Below are 17,028 nucleotides of genomic sequence, written 5' to 3'. Positions count from 1 at the left end.
GCAATGCCAGCAACTCGCTTGATGCGACGACAAATTGATGTGGCCTCAACCGGGGCCGTGGGGCCGACGGACGGGTAGCGAATCGTGACGGAGCGCGAGGAAGGAACGGCCGCCCTGCGGTCGGGCAGGCGTGACGGCGGATCCGCGGATCCCGGTGCCGGGCGTCTCCCCGAGCCGCCGGCGCCGCGCCGGGCACCGGACGACGTCCGGCCCAGGCCGCAGCACCGGGACACGGGTGAGTCGACGGGACCGCTGCCGGTCCCGGTGGCGCCGCCGGACACCAGCGGCTCGGCGCGGCTGCGCTTCGTCGGCGCGGCCACCCGCCGGATCGCCCGGGGCATCGACCTGGACGAGATCGTGCTGGGCCTGTGCCGCTCGGTGGTGCCGGCGTTCGCCGACGCGATCCTCGTCTATCTGCGCGATCCGCTGCCGGTGGGCGACGAGCAGCCGGCGGAGCCGTTCCTGCTGCGGCTGCGCCGCACCGACCAGGACACGGCGGCCGACGGCGTGCCGCCGCTGCCGGGGCCGACGGATCTGGTCGAGGTGGCGCACATGGGCGCCCTGTCGGAGGTGCTGCGCGGGGTGCGGCCGGTCTTCGGCGACTCCCTCGCCGCCCGCGGGGCGCTCACCGAGCTGGTCGGCAGGGCGACCTCCCTGCCGCCCGGCCGGCGCACGATCATCGCGCCGCTGCGCGGCCGGCGCCGGGTGACCGGCGTGGTCGTACTGCTGCGGGGCGGCGCGCGCGACCCGTACGAGCGCAACGACCTGCTGGTCGCCGCCCAGCTGGCCACGCACACGGCGCTGGGCATCGACAAGGCGGAGGTCTACCGCCGCGAGGCGTACATCGCCGACGAGCTGCAGCGCACCATGCTCCCGGAGTCCCTGCCGCAGCCCACCGGCGTCAAGCTGGCCTACCGCTATCTCCCGGCCGCCGAGACCGCCCAGGTCGGCGGCGACTGGTACGACGCGATCCCGCTGCCCGGCAGCCGGGTGGCGCTGGTCGTCGGCGACGTGATGGGCCACTCCGTGTCGTCCGCCGCGATCATGGGCCAGCTGCGCACGGCGACGCAGACGCTGGCCGGCCTCGACCTGCCGCCGCAGGAGGTGCTCCACCATCTGGACGAGCAGGCCCAGCGCCTCGGCGAGGAGCGCATGGCCACCTGTCTGTACGGAATCTACGACCCCATCGCCCAGACCCTGACCCTCGCCAACGCCGGCCATCCGCCGCCGGTGCTGCTGCACAGCGAGGGCCACAGCCAGGTGCTGGAGGTCCCGCCGGGCGCCCCGATCGGGGTGGGCGGCACGGTCTTCGAGTCCATGGAGTTCCCCGTACCGCCCGGCTCCACGCTCGTCCTCTACACGGACGGCCTGGTCGAGTCCCGCCTGTGCGACGTGTGGACCGGCATCGAGCGGCTGTGCGACCGCCTGGTGGCCACGGCGGCGCTCACCGGCCCCGGCCACCCGCCGCCGCTGGAGCCGCTGTGCGACGAGGTCCTGGACGTCCTGGACCCCGCCACGCGCGACGACGACATCGCGCTGCTCGCCGCCCGCCTCGACGGCATCGCGCCGAGCTCGGCCGCCCAGTGGCAGCTGGAGCCGCGGCCGCAGGCCGTGCGTGAGGCCCGCCGCTACGCCCGCGCGGCGCTGACGGGGTGGGGGCTGGAGGACCTCTCCGACTCGGTGGAGCTGCTGGTCAGCGAGGTCGTGACGAACGCCATCCGGTACGCCCGCCGCCCGGTCACGCTGCGCCTCGTGCACGCCGAGCGGCTGCGCTGCGAGGTCGTCGACGACGTCCCGCAGCTCCCCCGGCTGCGCCGCGCGGGCCCGGCGGACGAGGGGGGCCGGGGAATGTTCCTGGTCAACCGGGTCGCCGAGGCCTGGGGCGCGGAGCGGCTGAGCGCGGGGAAAGTGGTCTGGTTCGAGATCTGACGGCGTACGGAAACGGCCCGCCCCGGTTATCCGGGGCGGGCCGTTCTCGTACAGAGGGAGATCAGTCCTGCAGGACCTGCTCCGCGTCCAGCGTCGCGCCGACGGCCTGGATCACCGCGGCGATCTTGAACGCCTCCTGGACGGCCTCACGGTCGAGGCCGGCCTTGCGCACCACCTGCTCGTGCGAGTCCAGGCACTGGCCGCAGCCGTTGATCGCGGACACCGCGAACGACCACAGCTCGAAGTCGACCTTCTCCACGCCGGGGTTGCCGATGACGTTCATCCGCAGGCCCGCCCGCAGCGTCCCGTACTCCGGGTCGGAGAGCAGGTGCCGGGTGCGGTAGAAGACGTTGTTCATCTGCATGACGGCGGCGGCCGCCTTGGCGGCGGTGTACGCCTCCGGGGAGAGATTCTCCCTGGCCTGCGGCGCCAGCTCGCGCAGCACGATCGGCGAGCGCGACGCGAGCGCGCAGGCGAGCACCGTGCCCCACAGCTGCTGCTGCGGCAGCGGGCTGTTGCCGATGACCGACCCGAGGTTCAGCTTCAGGTCCTTGGCGTAGTCCGGCAGCGCGGACTTCAGCTCGTCGAGCGCCACGGGGATTACTCCCCGGCCAGCAGGGCGACGGGGTCGAGGGTGCCCTCGCCCTTGTTCCAGTTGCACGGGCACAGCTCGTCGGTCTGCAGCGCGTCCAGCACCCGCAGGACCTCCTTGGGGTTACGGCCCACGGAACCGGCGGTCACCATCGTGAACTGGATCTCGTTGTCGGGGTCAATGACGAACACGGCACGCTGGGCGTAGCCGTCCTCACCCTCGACGCCGCAGTCGCGCATCAGCTCGTGCTTGGGGTCGGCCAGCATCGGGAAGGGCAGGTCACGCAGGTCGGCGTGGTCCTTGCGCCAGGCGTGGTGGACGAACTCGGAGTCGCCGGAGACACCGAGGATCTGCGCGTCACGGTCGGCGAACTCGTCGTTCAGCTTCCCGAAGGCCGCGATCTCCGTCGGACAGACGAAGGTGAAGTCCTTCGGCCAGAAGAAGACGACCCGCCACTTGCCTTCGTAGGTCTTGTGGTCGATCTGGGCGAAGGCCTTGTCCGCGTCGAGGTCGACGCAGGCGGTCAGGTCGTACGAGGGGAACTTGTCACCGACAGTGAGCAACGCTACTCCTTGAGGGACGGATATGCCCGGGTTTGCAGGCAATCCGGAGGTTGGACTTTGTCCAGAGTGCCACAGAGTAGATTGATCAGAGAAATAGGCCGGACGAAGCGATCTTGATCGGAGTGGGTTATCAGTGGCAGTCGATACGGGACGCCGGCCGAGCCTGTCGCAGCTGCGGGCGTTCGCCGCGGTGGCCGAGCAACTGCACTTCCGCGACGCCGCCGCCTCGATCGGTATGAGCCAGCCGGCGCTGTCCGGCGCCGTGGCGGCGCTGGAGGAGACCCTCGGGGTGCGGCTGCTCGAGCGCAGCCGGCGCAAGGTGCTGCTGACCCCGGCCGGGGAGCGGCTGGCCGTGCGGACGCGGCGGGTGCTGGACGCCGTCGGGGACCTCGTCGCTGAGGCTGAGGCGGCACGGGCGCCGTTCACCGGGGTGGTGCGGCTGGGCGTGATCCCGACCGTGGCGCCGTATCTGCTGCCGACTGTACTGGACGTGGTACGCGGCCGGTACCCGTCGCTGGAGCTCCAGGTGCACGAGGAGCAGACGCCGTCGCTGCTGGACGGACTGCGTCAGGGACGGCTCGACCTGCTGCTGCTCGCGGTGCCGGTGGGCGGGCCGGGGCTGGTCGAGCTGCCGTTGTTCGACGAGGACTTCGTGGTCGTGATGCCGCGCGGGCACGAGCTGGCGGGGCGGGAGCGGATCGCCCGGGAGTCGCTGCGGGAGCAGGAGTTGCTGCTGCTGGACGAGGGTCACTGTCTGCGCGACCAGGCGCTGGAGCTGTGCCGCGGGGCGTCGGTGACGACGACGGCGGCGGGACTGTCGACGCTGGTGCAGCTGGTGGCGGGCGGGCTCGGCGTGACGCTGCTGCCGCGGACGGCGCTACGGGTGGAGACGGGGCGGTCGGAGGCGCTGACCACGGGCGCGTTCGCCGACCCGGCGCCGTCGCGGCGGATCGCGCTGGTGGCACGGGAAGGGGCGGCGCGGGCGGCGGAGTTCGAGGAGCTGGCCGAGGCGCTGCGGGCGGCGATGGGGCGGCTGCCGGTGCGGGTGGCGGAGGCCGCGTAGTCGCTCGACGGCCGTCGGCGGAGATTCTTTTCCGTCAGCTATACACACCGCGTATACATCGTGCGTATAGTCTCCGCCATGTCAATCGGCCACGTCCTCCTGGGACTTCTGGAATCCGGGCCCCGGCACGGATACGAACTCAAGCGCGCCTTCGACGAACGGTTCGGCCACGACCGCCCGCTCGCCTACGGCCAGGTGTACGCCACCATGGCCCGCCTGCTGAAGAACGGCTCCGTCGAGGTCGACGCCGTCGAATCCGGCGAGGGCCCCGAACGCAAGCGGTACGCGGTCACCGACGCCGGGGTCACCGACGTCGAACAGTGGCTCGGCCGGCCGGAGAAGCCCGAGCCGTATCTGCAGTCCACCCTCTACACGAAGGTCGTCCTCGCCCTGCTCACCCGGCGCGACGCCGCCGAACTCCTCGACGTCCAGCGCACGGCCCATCTCGGTCTGATGCGCGAACTCACCCGCCGCAAGACCTCCGGCGACCTCGCCGACCAGCTCATCTGCGACCACGCCCTGTTCCATCTGGAGGCGGACCTGCGCTGGCTGGAACTCACCGCGGCCCGGCTGGACCAACTGGGCAAGGAGGTACGGGCATGACGCTGCTCAGCGCCCACGGGCTGCGCAAGTCGTACGGGATGACCCCGGCGCTCGACGGGGCCGGGCTGACGGTCTCCGCGGGGGAGGTCGTCGCCGTCATGGGGCCCTCGGGGTCCGGGAAGTCGACGCTGCTGCACTGTCTGGCGGGGATCGTCCGCCCCGACGCCGGCTCGGTCGACTACGACGGCCGGGAGCTGACCGCGCTCTCCGACCGGGAGCGGTCCGCCCTGCGCCGGGGGGCGTTCGGGTTCGTGTTCCAGTTCGGCCGGCTGGTGCCGGAGCTGACCTGCCGGGAGAACGTGGCGCTGCCGCTGCGCCTGGACGGCATGGGCCGCCGGGCGGCGGAGGCGCGGGCGGCGCGGTGGCTGGAGCGGCTGGAGGTCGAGGAGGTCGCGGGGAAACGGCCCGGGGAGGTGTCCGGCGGCCAGAGCCAGCGCGTGGCGGTGGCGCGGGCGCTGGTCGGCGGGCCGCGGGTGGTGTTCGCCGACGAGCCGACGGGCGCGCTGGACTCGCTGACCGGCGAGCGGGTGATGCGCCTGCTCACCGGCGCCGCCCGCGAGTCGGGCGCCGCGGTCGTGCTGGTCACGCACGAGGCGCGGGTCGCCGCGTACTCCGACCGCGAGGTCGTCGTACGGGACGGCCGCACCCGCAGCATGGAGCACGCCGCATGACCGGGCCGCGGGCGTGGACCCGCGATCTCGGCATGGGCGTACGGCTCGCGGCCGGGGGCCGCACGGGTGCCGTGCGGACAGTGCTGAACGCCGCCGGGCTCGCCCTCGGCGTGCTGGTGCTGCTGGTCGCCGCGTCGGTGCCGGCGATGGTCGACCGGCACGCGGACCGCGTCGCCGCGCGGTCCGAGCCGGCGGCGTCGGACGCCGGGCCGGGGACCCTCTCCGTGGTCGGCGCGGACCGGGAGTACCGGGGGCAGACCGTCCGCGGCCGGCTGCTGGCCCCGGACGGGGACCGGCCGCCGCTCCCGCCGGGAGTGGCCGCGATACCCGGGCCCGGGGAGGTGGTCGTGTCGCCGGAGCTGAGGCGGGTGCTGCACTCCTCGGGCCTGCTGGAGCTGCGGTTCGCCGGGCGGGAGATCGTCGGCACCATCGGCGACGCGGGGCTGAGCGGGCCCAGGGAACTCGCGTTCTACGAGGGCGCGGACAGCCTCGAGCGGTACGGCTCGGACGTACGGCACGTCGACCACTTCGGGGGCATCGGATACTCCGGCTTCGGCGGCATGGACCCGGGGCTGATGCTGCTGGTGCTGGTGGCCCTGGTCGTACTGCTGCTGCCGGTCGCCGTGTTCGCCGCGACGGCCGCCCGCTTCGGCGGTGACCGGCGTGACCAGCGGCTCGCGGCGGTGCGCCTCGCGGGCGCGGACGCCGCCGCCGTGCGGCGGATCGCCGCCGGGGAGGCGCTGCCGGCCGCGCTGGGGGGACTGGCCGCCGGGGCCGGGGTGTTCGCGCTGCTGCGGCAGGCGGCGGGGCTGGTGTCCGTGCAGGGCACGAGCGTCTTCCCCGCGGACGTGGTGCCGCATCCGCTGTTCGCCGCGCTGGTGGCGGTCGCGGTGCCGGTCACCTCCCTCGCGGTCACGCTGGTCGCGATGCGGCGGGTCACCGTCGAGCCGCTGGGGGTGGTCCGCGAGGCCGCCGGGACGCGGCGGCGGCTGTGGCCGCGGCTGCCGATGCCTGTCGTGGGGCTGCTGCTGCTGGCGCCGGTGGGCGCGGTCGAGGGCGTGCGGTTCGTGGCGGGGCTGGCGTTCGTGCTGGTGGGCGTGGTCCTGCTGCTGCCGTGGCTCGTGGAGGCGGGGGTGGCCCGGCTGCACGGGGGGCCGCTCGGCTGGCAGTTGGCGGCGCGCCGGCTCCAGCTGACGAGCGGTGCCGCCGCGCGGGCCGTGAGCGCGGTGACGGTGGCGGTCGCGGGGGCGATCGTCCTGCAGATGATGCTGGCGGGCGGCGAGGAGGAGTACGCCGTACGCGCGGACCCCGCCGCCGCGGATCTCACGGTCACCGCCCGCCCGGCGGACTACGCCGGAGCCGAGGCCCTGGGTACGGCGCTGCGCGGCACGTCGGGGGTGCGGCGGGCGGACGTCGAAACCTCGGTCACCCTGCGGGGCGTCGAGGGGCTGCCGGAGGCCCGGGTCGCCGTTGCCGACTGCGCCACGCTCAGGGGCACCTGCCACGACGGCGACGTGTTCATCTCCACGCCGTACCGGGAGCACGTCGAGCCCGGACAGCGGATCCTGCTCCAGGGGACCGCGGGCCGCGTCCCGTTCCGGGTCCCGGCAGACGCCCGCCTCACCGACGCGGCGGGCTTCGGTGACCCGGTGCTGTTCGTCACCCCGGGCGCCCTGGACCTGCGTCCGCTGGCCCTGCGTACGACCGCCGGACTGCGGCTGGACCCGGACGCCCGGGACGCGGGGCGGGACGCGACGGAGGCCGCGCTGCGGATCGACCCGACGGCGAACGTCTCCTCGGAGCGTCTGCCGGAGTTCCGCGAGGACTTCGCGGACGTCCGCACCGCGGTGCTCACGGCCGCGATCGCGCTGCTCCTCGTCGTGGGCGGCGGCGTGCTGATCACCGTGGCGGACCAGCTGCGGGAGGCTCGGCGTTCCCTCGCGGTACTCGACGCGTTCGGCGCCCGCCGCCCGGTGCTGGCGGTGTCGGTGCTGCTCCAGACGGCGTTCCCGCTGGCGATCGGCCTGCTGCTGGCGGCTGCCACGGGCGTGGGCCTGGGCACCCTACTCGTACACCTGTCCGACCTCCCGGTACGCCTGGACCCGACCCCGCTGCTGACCCTGGCCGGAACCGGAGCGGCGATCCCCCTGCTGGTCACGGCCCTTACGCTGCCGGCGCTGGGCCGCCTGATGCGCCCGGAGGGCCTGCGCACGGAGTAACCCGCGAAGCGGCGGCGGGACACGGGGCCCGCCGCCGCCCCCGGCCGGAGAACCGCGAGGCGCCGTACTAGACGTCCTCCGGCCCCGCGCCCGGCGACACCTCCGCGATCGTCGCCCCGTGCGGTCCCGGCGGCGCTCCCTCGCGCCGCGCGATCTGCTCCATGTGGTACGCCCGCAGATAGCCGACGGCGGTGTTGACGACGGCGATCAGCGGTACGGCGACGACCGCCCCCGCGATCCCCGCGATGAGCGTCCCGGCGGCCACGGCGAGCACCACGGCCAGCGGGTGCACCCGCACCATCCGCCCCAGGATGAACGGCTGCAGCACATGCCCCTCGATCTGCTGGACGAGCAGCACCACCCCGAGGGCGAGCAGCGCGGTGAACAGACCGTTGGTGACGAAGGCGATGACGACGGCGACCGACCCGGACACCAGCGCGCCCAGGATCGGGACGAACGCGAACAGGAACACCAGCACGCCCAGCGGCACCGCGAGCGGCACGTCCAGCAGGAACAGCCCGAGCCCGATGAACACCGCGTCGACGAAGGCCACCAGCACCGTGCCGCGCACATAGCCGGTGAGCGTCGCCCACACCCGCGGCCCGGCGCCGGCGACGGCCTCGCGCGCGGGGGCGGGGACGAAGTTCAGCGTCCACAGCCAGATCCGCTTGCCGTCGTACAGCAGGAAGATCGTGGTGAACGCGGCGATCGCGGCGCCGGACAGGAACTCGATGAAGTAGCTGACGCCCTCCAGGCCCTTGGACGTGACCTCGGCGCTGTTCTCGCCGAGCCAGTCGCTGAGGTTCCCGGCGATGTCGTCGATCTGGGTCTTGCTGACCTTGAACGGGCCCTCGGCGAGCCATTTGCGCCCGTCCTCGATGGCGTGCTGCACCTTGTCGGTGAGCTGGTCGGCGTTCTCCATCACCTGCCAGGTGACGAACCAGCCGATGAGCCCGATCGCGACGAACCCGGCGAGCACGGTCAGCGCGGTCGCCAGCCCGCGGGCCAGGCCCAGGCGCTGCAGCCGTTCCACGGTGGGCTGGAGCAGCGCGGTGACGAGGAGTCCGGCGGAGAAGGCGATGATGACGAGGCTGACCGTGCTGACGACGCGCATCAGTACGTACAGCACCCCGGCGAAGACCAGCAGCCGCCAGGCGGCCTCGGCGGCCACCCGCATGCCCCAGGGGATGGCGAGCGCCGGCTCGGGGCGCGGCGCGTGCGGCTGGTGGGGGCGTGGCGGGGGCGCGGGTTCGGCGGGTGGCGCGTCGGCCGGCGCGAGGCCTCGCTCGGCCTCCCGGCGTTCGGTCAGCTCGCGCCGGCGGGCCGCGAACCGGGACGCACGCTCCCCCATCCCGTCCAGCCAGTCGGACATCTTCGACATAAAGCCCCTACCACCCCGTCAGCCCGGGGCGACCGCCCCGGCAAGCCCTGCTCCGTCAGGCCCCGACGGTACACCGCGACGAGCCCCCGACCGTCGAGATCGGGGGCTCGTGCACGCGATGCGCGTCAGTACCAGTTGTTGGCCTGCCAGAAGTTCCACGCGCCGCAGGGGCTGTCGTAGCGGCTGTTCATGTAGTTCAGGCCCCACTCGATCTGCGTCGCGGGGTTGGTCTGCCAGTCCGCGCCGGCCGACACCATCTTGGAGCCGGGCAGGGCCTGCATCAGGCCGTACGCGCCGGAGCTGGGGTTGGTCGCCTGATAGTTCCAGCCGGACTCGTGGTCCACGATGTTGCTGAAGCACTGGAACTGGTCCGCGGGAATCATCTGCCGCGCGATCGCCTGGACCTCGGCGACGGTGTAGCTGGACTGCACCGCGATGGAGCTGCTGTCGGTGACGGCGCTGCGGCTGGCGGCCTGCTCGGCGGCCTCGCGCTCCTTGGCGGCCTGCTCCGCGGCTTCCTTCTTCGCCTGGGCGTCGGCGGCGGCCTGCTTACGGGCCGACTCCTGAAGCGCCGTACGAGCCTCCGCGCTCGCGGTGTCGGCCGCCACGTCCGCCTGCTCCGTGAGCATGGCGTACTGCGACCGCACGTCCGACTGCGCGGGTATGTCGGCGAGCAGGGTCTGGTCTGCGGCGGTGGCCTCGACACGGTCGCCCGTGTCGGCGGTCGAATCCGCGCCCGCAGCAACTCCGACGACAGCGCCGACGGAGGTCACGGCGGTGGCGGACGCCACAGCGAAACCCCGGACCGAAATCCGGCTCACACACATTCCTTCCAGCGTCGCCCGCTTAGGTGACCTCGCGGACGCAATCGTGCCCCTGGCGCTGGCCACCCCGTTCGGTCCCTTACGGGGCCGGCTGGTCACGGGTGGCGCGGGCCCGGTGGGCCTTCCGCCGAACGGAAGGTCCGCGTGGTGCTCGGGCGGCGTACGGCTCACTCTGTTCTGTTGTCTCGTGTGGCGACATGCTCGTGCCGTGCCGTACGCGGGGCCTGACAGTCCCAAGACTCTGCCCGAACCGGACGCCCGACGGCAATTCCCCGATGCGTGGGAAACCTCACACGGTGTTTACACCATACGATTCGTCCGACCCCCTGCGCACCACAGGGCGCAACAGCTAGGCTGCTGCGCCCTGTTCGGGAAGCACCGGTCAGACCCGCCCATCCTCCAGCATTTCGGTCACCAGTGCGGCGATCGGCGAACGCTCCGAACGCGTGAGCGTGACATGGGCGAAGAGAGGATGTCCCTTCAACTTCTCGACGACGGCGACCACTCCGTCGTACCGCCCGACGCGAAGATTGTCCCGCTGTGCCACGTCATGCGTGAGAACGACCCGGGAATTCGTGCCGATCCGGGACAGAACGGTCAGCAGGACGTTCCGTTCCAGCGACTGTGCCTCGTCCACGATGACGAACGCGTCGTGCAGCGAACGGCCGCGGATGTGCGTGAGCGGCAGCACCTCGAGCATGCCCCGCGCGACGACCTCCTCGATCACGTCGCGGCTGGTCACCGCGCCGAGGGTGTCGAAGACGGCCTGCGCCCACGGACTCATCTTCTCGGCCTCGGTGCCCGGCAGATAACCGAGCTCCTGCCCGCCGACCGCGTACAGCGGACGGAACACCATCACCTTCTGGTGCTGCCTGCGCTCCAGCACGGCCTCCAGCCCCGCGCACAGCGCCAGCGCCGACTTGCCCGTACCGGCCCGGCCGCCCATCGAGACGATGCCGACCTCCTGGTCCAGCAGCAGGTCCAGCGCGATGCGCTGCTCGGCGCTGCGGCCATGGATGCCGAACGCCTCGCGGTCGCCGCGCACCAGCTTGACCCTGCCGTCGGGCATCACCCTGCCGAGGGCCTTCCCGCGCTCGGAGAGCAGGACGAGTCCGGTGTGTACGGGCATGCCGTCGGCCTCGGGCAGGTCCACGGACTCGTTCGCGAAGAGCTCGTCGACCGCCTCACCGCCGATCGTCAGCTCCGCCATGCCGGTCCAGCCGGCGTCGGTGACGGCCAGCTCCGCCCGGTACTCCTCGGCGGCCAGGCCCACGCTGGAGGCCTTGATCCGCAGCGGGAGGTCCTTGCTGACGACCGTGACGTCGTATCCCTCGGCCTGCAGATTGCGGGCCACCGCCAGGATCCGGCTGTCGTTGTCGCCGAGCCGGAAGCCGGCCGGGAGCACCCCGGGGTCGGTGTGGTTGAGCTCCACGCGCAGCGTGCCGCCGACACTCCCTATCGGGATGGGGGCGTCGAGCCGCCCGAACTGGACCCGGTACTCGTCCAGCAGACGCAGCGCCTGCCGGGCGAAATACCCCAGCTCCGGGTGGTTCCGCTTGGCCTCCAGCTCCGTCACCACGACGACGGGCAGCACCACTTCGTGCTCGTCGAAGCGGGACATCGCCCTGGGGTCAGCCAGGAGGACGCTGGTGTCGAGGACATAGGTGCGCCGGTCATGCGGGCGCTTCTTGCTGTTCACCACGGATGGACGAACCCCCTCGGGACGAGGATGCGCGGTCGCTGCCGCTCTGGGCTGGCGGGACCGAGAGCCCGTCAGGGGCTCTGGCGGCCGGGGCCGGGCCCGATACGCGCACCGCGCGGGCCGGGCTCCGGCCCTCTCGCGTCGCCCGGACGGCTCTCGCCGTACGGCCGTCGTCCTGGTGCAAGGGGCCTCCCGGGCGGTACTGCCCGGCCGGTGCGGCCGAGGGTCCCGCTAGCAGGGATATTCCCCCGAACATTCCTGCCCATGCAATGCCCTTTACGGGGCGATCCGGGATCCATGTGGTGACAGTTGTGTATCCCCCGGGTGTGCCGGGGCGCGGGTCAGCTGCCGAAACGGCGGTTGCGGGCCCCGTAGTCGCGCAGCGCGCGCAGGAAGTCGACCTTGCGGAACGCGGGCCAGAAGACATCGCAGAAGTGGTATTCGGAGTGTGCCGTCTGCCACAGCATGAACCCCGACAGCCGCTGCTCGCCGCTGGTGCGGATCACCAGGTCCGGGTCGGGCTGGCCGCGGGTGTAGACGTGCCGCGCGATGTCCTCGACCTGGACGGTCTCCGCCAGCTCCGCCAGCTCCGTGCCGCGCCCGGCGTGCTCCGCCAGCAGCGAGCGCACCGCGTCGGCGATCTCCTGCCGCCCGCCGTAGCCCACGGCCACGTTCACCAGCAGCCCGGTCACGTCCGCCGTGTCCTCGGCGGCCTCCTTCAGCACGGCCTGGGTGCGCGCCGGCAGCATGTCGAGGGTGCCCACGTGGTGCACGCGGAAGTGGCCGGAGGCGGCGATGCCCCGTACACAGTCCTCGATGATGCCCAGCAGCGGGACCAGCTCGGCCTCGGGGCGGTCCAGGTTGTCCGTCGACAGCAGCCACAGGGTGACCACCTCGACGTCCGTCTCCTCGCACCAGCCGAGCAGCTCGAAGATCTTGTCCGCGCCCGCCTGGTGCCCCTGCTCCGGGGAGCCGCCGGAGGCCCGCGCCCAGCGCCGGTTGCCGTCGACGATGACGCCGATGTGCTTGGGCACCCGGGTCAGATCGAGGTGCCGCTCCACCCGACGCGCGTAGAGGCGCACCACAAGGTCGCGAATTTTCTCCCTCACGTGCCCAGCCCTCCGCTCCGCGAACGCATCGCGTCACCTTACTGCCCGGAGGGGTGCCTTCCGTCCCCCGGGGGGCGGGCTTCGGACGGCTTCGCGGGGGCCTCGTGATAAGGAAGCAACGTGAATGACACTGTTTACGTCGCATCCGCCGACCGCTACGACTCCGGCATGGACTACCGCCGCACGGGCCGCAGTGGCCTGAAGCTGCCGGCCGTCTCGCTGGGCCTGTGGCACAACTTCGGCGACGACCGCACCCTGGACTCCCAGCGCGCCCTGCTGCGGCGGGCGTTCGACCTCGGGGTCACCCATTTCGATCTGGCCAACAACTACGGCCCGCCCTACGGCTCCGCCGAGAAGAACTTCGGCACCCTCTTCGCCCAGGACTTCCGCCCGTACCGCGACGAGCTGGTCCTGTCGACCAAGGCCGGTTACGACATGTGGCCCGGCCCGTACGGCGAATGGGGCTCGCGCAAGTACCTCCTCGCCTCCCTCGACCAGTCCCTGGCCCGGATGGGCGTCGACTACGTCGACATCTTCTACTCGCACCGCTTTGACCCCGACACCCCGCTCGAGGAGACGATGGGCGCGCTGGCGACCGCCGTCCAGCAGGGCAAGGCGCTGTACGTCGGGGTGTCCTCGTACACCGCGGAGAAGACGCGCGAGGCAGCGGCGATCCTGCGGGAGATGGGGATCCGGCCGCTGATCCACCAGCCCTCGTACTCGATGATCAACCGCTGGACGGAGGACGACGGGCTGCTCGACACCCTGGAGGCCCAGGGCATGGGCTGCATCGCCTTCGCGCCGCTGTCGCAGGGAATGCTGACGGACAAGTACCTGAAGGGCATCCCCGAGGGCTCGCGGGCCACGCAGGGCAAGTCGCTGGACCCGAAGCTCTTCACCGACGAGGCCGTACGGCGGCTGAACGGGCTGAACGGGATCGCCGCCGGCCGCGGGCAGTCCCTGGCCCAGCTGGCGCTCACCTGGGTGCTGCGCGATCCGCGGATGACGTCCGCGCTGATCGGCGCGTCGAGCGTCGCCCAGCTCGAGGCGAACGTGGCGGCCGTCGGGGCGCCGGCGCTGACGGCGGACGAGCTGGCGCGGATCGACGAGTACGCGGTCTCGCAGGACGGGGTGAACATCTGGGCGGGGCGCGGCTGAGCGCGGGCCCTTCAGGGAAAGAGAACGGGCCGGTCCGTGGGGGGGATACGGACCGGCCCGAGGGGGGGACCTCCACCATAACCCAGGGTGAGGGTTCCTTCGTACTCAACGTGCCGGATACCTCGAAAAGTACGCGCTCCGTAGCTCTCCGTATACGGAAATCAGCTCGCGGAAACCGCACCCGTCACTAGTCCCGCCAGCGCTCCCAGCGCCATGAACGGGCCGAACGGCAGTGCCGTACGCCGACTACCCCGGCGTACGGCCATCAAACCCACCCCGTACAGCGCACCCAGCACGAACGCGGCGAACGCCCCGGCGAACAGCACCCCCCAGCCGTACCAGCCCAGGGCCATACCCAGGGACGATGCCAGCTTCACATCGCCCAGCCCCATCCCCGCCGGATGGATGAGCCAGAGCAGAAAATAAGCACCCCCCAGCGCCAGCCCCCCGAGCAGGGCGCGTGTCCAGCTCCCCGCGCCCCCCAGCAGCGCCGCACCCCCCAGCAGCGCCGCGAGCGCCCCGGCCAGCGGCAGCGTGAGCACGTCGGGCAGCCGCCGTACGCGCACATCCACCGTGACAAGCACCACGGCGACCGGCGTGGCGAGCAGCCACACCCCCACCTCCGGCACCGCCCCCGAGGCCGCCGCCAGCACCCCGCACACCCCCGCCGTCCCCACGCCGCCCCACACCGCCTCCCGCCCCGCGGGCACGGCGGGCTCCCGCCACGGCTCCCCCACCCCGACGGCGAGCCGGTGCACGGCCCGCGGCACGGCGTAGGCGCCGACAGCCGCGCCCCAGAGCACCGCACCGCAGATCAGCATCACGCTCGTCACGCCCGCGAGCCTAATACCCTCCCGTTCATGCCCACTTGGCCCGAAGGTCCCGCCGTCCTGCGCACCGAACACGGCGACCGTCTGGAGCTGCGGATCGCCACCGCGTTCCGTACCCGCAGCCGGGGTCTGCTCGGCCTGGACGCCCCGCCGCCCGGCGCCCTGCTGCTCACGCCCGCCTCCGGCATCCACACCTTCGGCATGCGCTTCCCCCTGGACGTCGCCTACCTCAGCCGTGACCTGCGGGTCCTGGCGGTGCACACGGTCGCCCCGAACCGGCTGGGCCGGCCCCGGCTGCGGGCGCGGCACGTGCTGGAGGCGGGCGCGGGGACGTTCGCGCCGCTGGGGCTCGTGCGGGGCGTGCGGGTGGCCGTCGAGCTCTGACTTCCCGCGTACGGGGGGATTGGGGTCCGCGCCGACATGGGGCGGGGGCGGGCGGCCGACGCTTCCGGTGTGAAGGCCCTCGTGATGCGACGTCTGCGCCGGCCCGCGGCCGTGGCCCTGGCCGCCGTGGCGCTCGCCCTGCCCGCCGCCGGACTGCTGCCGGGGGCGGCGGCTCCGGCGGCGGCCCGGGCTCCGGCCCAGGCCCCGGCCGCCCTCCCCGCGGAGGCGTGTGTCCGGTCCGGGACGGATCTCCCGCTGGAGGAGCTCGGGCGGCTCGCCCGGGAGCGGGGGGTGGGGGAGGCGGTGCGGCGGGCGTGCGGGAAGAAGCCCGCGCCCCCGCCGCCGCCACCGCGCCGTCCGCCCGTAAAGCCCCCGGCTCCCCCGCCCGCACGCGCACCGGAGCCGCGCCCCTCCCTCGCGCCGCCACCCCCGCCCCCACCGCCCGAGCCGTCCCCGAGCCCGAAGCCCAAGCCCAGACCCAAGCCCGAGCCCACCCCCCTCCTCCCCGTCCTCCACACCCCGCCCCGGGAGCGCCGGGCCCAGGAGGACTCCTCCGTCACCCGGGTGCTGCTGTTCGTCGCGCCGTCGATCCTGGCCGCCGCCGCGCTGTCGGCCGGCGGGGTGGGCGGATCGGGCGGACGCGGCGGCCGCGAGTAGTCCCGTACCGAATATCTGGAGCACCCATGCCGAGCTGGCTGATGCTGGTCCTCGCCGTCGCCGCGGCCATCGCGGTCGTCGTCCTGGTCGTCGTCCTGCGCGACCGCCGCACCCACGCCGAGGAGATCGACCCCGACGAGACACCCGACGTCATCGAGTACATGACGATGATGATCGGCGTCGTGTACGCCATCGTCCTGGGCCTGGCCATCGCCGGCGTCTGGGAGGCCCGCAGCGGGGCCGACGAGACGGTCCGCCGCGAGGTGCACGCCCTGCACGCGGTCAGCGAGCGCGCGGGCGTCTGGCCGGAGCCCGTACGCACCGAACTGCGCTCGGCGGTCGACGAGTACGTCCGCTACGCGACCGGCGACGAATGGGACACGATGGTCGATTCCGAGACCCTCACCCCGCACGGCGACCGGCTGATGGCCCGTATCAACGGAATCGTCTCCGGCTACAACCCGAGGACGGACGCCGAGAACCGCGCCGCGTACACCCTCGCCGACCAGGCCGCCGCCGCGGAGGAGGCCCGCAGCGACCGCTCGCTGGACCTCGGCCCGACGATGCCGACGCTGGTGTGGTTCGGCCTGATCGCGGGCGCGATGGTGGCCATCGGCATGCTGTTCGCCCTGCAGATCCGCCGCTCGCCGCGCGAGCTGATCCTGGCCGGCATCCACAGCGCGCTGCTGGCGTTCCTCCTCTACCTGGTCTGGGACTTCGACACCCCCTATGTCCACGCCGCCGAAGACCTCAGGGAACCGTTCACGTCCCTGTTCCCGGGATCCGTTACCTGACCGGAACCGGCCGATCCCGTCCCAGCAGCTAGCCGTATCGGGGCACTTGTGGCGTACGGTATGGGTCGAGCGACCCCGGGCCCTGGGGTGCACGTCGCGCACGAGAGGTGGCGGGCGGGTGGACGGTGCGGTGGAAGAGGCCACGTTAAAGACCGTGCTGGGTGGTGAACTGGTCGAACTGCCCGGCACCATCGCCGGTATCCGGGCCGCGCTCGGCCCGGCGGAGCTGGAACGGTTCGAGGGCGAGATCGAGCACACGCCGGTCGCCGACCTGCCGGCCGTCCTCGCCCGCTGGGCGCTGTCGACGACCACCGCGGTCGAGGAGGACGAGGAGGTCTTCTCCCGGCTCGAACGCGGCGAGGACATCGGCGCCGTCCCCGCGGACCCCGGCCCGACGGGGGTGGCGTGACCCCCTCGTCCCCGGTTCTACATGGACCGCCAGGGCAACGCCGGCGACAAGATCCTCCCCGAGTCGGTGCGCCAGTGCTTCGGCCCCGAGACCGGCCCCGCCCGCTGGCACTCCCAGCACGCCCACCGGATGCTCACCGA

The 17,028-nt window shown here is 72.9% G+C and carries 17 protein-coding genes; 10 read left to right on the top strand and 7 right to left on the bottom strand.

Features of this window, described 5'->3' with window-relative positions:
• Positions 1 to 114: 114 nt before the first annotated feature.
• Positions 115 to 1,929 carry a SpoIIE family protein phosphatase gene (locus SRB5_RS18080; protein ID WP_153453421.1) on the top strand — a complete coding sequence of 605 codons (1,815 nt, stop codon included), beginning with the start codon at positions 115 to 117 and terminating at the stop codon, positions 1,927 to 1,929.
• Between the two features lie 61 nt (positions 1,930 to 1,990).
• Here the strand turns inward: SRB5_RS18080 and SRB5_RS18075 are convergent, their stop codons facing one another.
• Both SRB5_RS18075 and SRB5_RS18070 read right to left on the bottom strand, forming a co-directional pair.
• Positions 1,991 to 2,524: an alkyl hydroperoxide reductase gene (locus SRB5_RS18075; RefSeq protein WP_323378097.1), complete on the bottom strand. Its 534-nt coding sequence runs from the start codon at positions 2,522 to 2,524 to the stop codon at positions 1,991 to 1,993.
• Positions 2,525 to 2,529: 5 nt separating this feature from the next.
• Positions 2,530 to 3,084 carry a peroxiredoxin gene (locus SRB5_RS18070; RefSeq protein ID WP_153453226.1) on the bottom strand — a complete coding sequence of 185 codons (555 nt, stop codon included), beginning with the start codon at positions 3,082 to 3,084 and terminating at the stop codon, positions 2,530 to 2,532.
• A 133-nt stretch (positions 3,085 to 3,217) separates the two neighbouring features.
• Between SRB5_RS18070 and SRB5_RS18065 the strand changes: the two genes are divergently transcribed.
• The 4 genes from SRB5_RS18065 (at position 3,218) to SRB5_RS18050 (ending at position 7,640) form a co-directional block, all read left to right on the top strand.
• The gene (locus SRB5_RS18065) at positions 3,218 to 4,147 is read left to right on the top strand and encodes a hydrogen peroxide-inducible genes activator (RefSeq protein WP_323378096.1); all 930 of its coding nucleotides are present in this window, start codon (positions 3,218 to 3,220) and stop codon (positions 4,145 to 4,147) included.
• A gap of 78 nt (positions 4,148 to 4,225) precedes the next feature.
• A complete protein-coding gene (locus SRB5_RS18060; RefSeq protein WP_153453224.1) occupies positions 4,226 to 4,750 on the top strand; it encodes a PadR family transcriptional regulator in 525 nt (174 codons plus the stop codon).
• Entirely contained in the window at positions 4,747 to 5,421 is a 675-nt protein-coding gene (locus tag SRB5_RS18055; RefSeq protein ID WP_153453222.1) for an ABC transporter ATP-binding protein, read from the top strand. Before SRB5_RS18060 ends, SRB5_RS18055 begins: the two co-directional genes overlap by 4 nt.
• A complete protein-coding gene (locus SRB5_RS18050) occupies positions 5,418 to 7,640 on the top strand; it encodes an FtsX-like permease family protein (RefSeq protein WP_153453220.1) in 2,223 nt (740 codons plus the stop codon). Before SRB5_RS18055 ends, SRB5_RS18050 begins: the two co-directional genes overlap by 4 nt.
• Before the next feature lie 67 nt (positions 7,641 to 7,707).
• On the opposite strand, the gene SRB5_RS18045 is transcribed toward SRB5_RS18050, so the two are convergent.
• The 4 genes from SRB5_RS18045 to SRB5_RS18030 form a co-directional block, all read right to left on the bottom strand.
• On the bottom strand, positions 7,708 to 9,021 hold the full coding sequence (locus SRB5_RS18045; RefSeq protein WP_153453218.1) for an AI-2E family transporter: 1,314 nt from the start codon (positions 9,019 to 9,021) through the stop codon (positions 7,708 to 7,710).
• A 125-nt stretch (positions 9,022 to 9,146) separates the two neighbouring features.
• Positions 9,147 to 9,842, bottom strand: a complete 696-nt coding sequence (locus tag SRB5_RS18040) for an aggregation-promoting factor C-terminal-like domain-containing protein (RefSeq protein ID WP_323378094.1) — start codon at positions 9,840 to 9,842, stop codon at positions 9,147 to 9,149.
• Positions 9,843 to 10,227: 385 nt separating this feature from the next.
• Positions 10,228 to 11,547, bottom strand: coding sequence for a PhoH family protein (locus SRB5_RS18035; RefSeq protein WP_323378093.1), 1,320 nt, complete (start codon positions 11,545 to 11,547; stop codon positions 10,228 to 10,230).
• A gap of 341 nt (positions 11,548 to 11,888) precedes the next feature.
• Positions 11,889 to 12,656 carry an isoprenyl transferase gene (locus SRB5_RS18030; RefSeq protein ID WP_323378092.1) on the bottom strand — a complete coding sequence of 256 codons (768 nt, stop codon included), beginning with the start codon at positions 12,654 to 12,656 and terminating at the stop codon, positions 11,889 to 11,891.
• A gap of 120 nt (positions 12,657 to 12,776) precedes the next feature.
• Between SRB5_RS18030 and mgrA the strand changes: the two genes are divergently transcribed.
• Positions 12,777 to 13,814 (top strand): L-glyceraldehyde 3-phosphate reductase, encoded by a 1,038-nt coding sequence (gene mgrA, locus SRB5_RS18025; RefSeq protein WP_323378090.1) that lies wholly within the window; start codon positions 12,777 to 12,779, stop codon positions 13,812 to 13,814.
• 161 nt (positions 13,815 to 13,975) lie between these two features.
• On the opposite strand, the gene SRB5_RS18020 is transcribed toward mgrA, so the two are convergent.
• On the bottom strand, positions 13,976 to 14,647 hold the full coding sequence (locus SRB5_RS18020) for an A24 family peptidase (protein ID WP_323378089.1): 672 nt from the start codon (positions 14,645 to 14,647) through the stop codon (positions 13,976 to 13,978).
• 27 nt (positions 14,648 to 14,674) lie between these two features.
• Here SRB5_RS18020 and SRB5_RS18015 point away from each other — a divergent pair, with 27 nt between their 5' ends.
• The 4 genes from SRB5_RS18015 (at position 14,675) to SRB5_RS18000 (ending at position 16,888) form a co-directional block, all read left to right on the top strand.
• Positions 14,675 to 15,028: a DUF192 domain-containing protein gene (locus tag SRB5_RS18015; RefSeq protein WP_153453213.1), complete on the top strand. Its 354-nt coding sequence runs from the start codon at positions 14,675 to 14,677 to the stop codon at positions 15,026 to 15,028.
• A gap of 69 nt (positions 15,029 to 15,097) precedes the next feature.
• Positions 15,098 to 15,685, top strand: a complete 588-nt coding sequence (locus SRB5_RS18010; RefSeq protein ID WP_153453211.1) for a hypothetical protein — start codon at positions 15,098 to 15,100, stop codon at positions 15,683 to 15,685.
• 26 nt (positions 15,686 to 15,711) lie between these two features.
• On the top strand, positions 15,712 to 16,479 hold the full coding sequence (locus SRB5_RS18005) for a bestrophin-like domain (RefSeq protein WP_153453209.1): 768 nt from the start codon (positions 15,712 to 15,714) through the stop codon (positions 16,477 to 16,479).
• 154 nt (positions 16,480 to 16,633) lie between these two features.
• Positions 16,634 to 16,888, top strand: coding sequence for a hypothetical protein (locus SRB5_RS18000; RefSeq protein WP_323378088.1), 255 nt, complete (start codon positions 16,634 to 16,636; stop codon positions 16,886 to 16,888).
• Positions 16,889 to 17,028 lie beyond the last annotated feature (140 nt).

Source organism: Streptomyces smaragdinus, assembly GCF_009604385.1.
Taxonomy (GTDB): domain Bacteria; phylum Actinomycetota; class Actinomycetes; order Streptomycetales; family Streptomycetaceae; genus Streptomyces; species Streptomyces smaragdinus.
This window is presented reverse-complemented; position numbering and strand designations above follow the sequence as displayed.

Coding starts and splice junctions, on each gene's coding strand:
- SRB5_RS18060 (WP_153453224.1), top strand. CDS start 4,226: ATGTCAATCGGCCACGTCCTCCTGGGACTTCTGGAATCCGGGCCCCGG.
- SRB5_RS18015 (WP_153453213.1), top strand. CDS start 14,675: ATGCCCACTTGGCCCGAAGGTCCCGCCGTCCTGCGCACCGAACACGGC.
- SRB5_RS18050 (WP_153453220.1), top strand. CDS start 5,418: ATGACCGGGCCGCGGGCGTGGACCCGCGATCTCGGCATGGGCGTACGG.
- SRB5_RS18005 (WP_153453209.1), top strand. CDS start 15,712: ATGCCGAGCTGGCTGATGCTGGTCCTCGCCGTCGCCGCGGCCATCGCG.
- SRB5_RS18055 (WP_153453222.1), top strand. CDS start 4,747: ATGACGCTGCTCAGCGCCCACGGGCTGCGCAAGTCGTACGGGATGACC.
- SRB5_RS18045 (WP_153453218.1), bottom strand. CDS start 9,021: ATGTCGAAGATGTCCGACTGGCTGGACGGGATGGGGGAGCGTGCGTCC.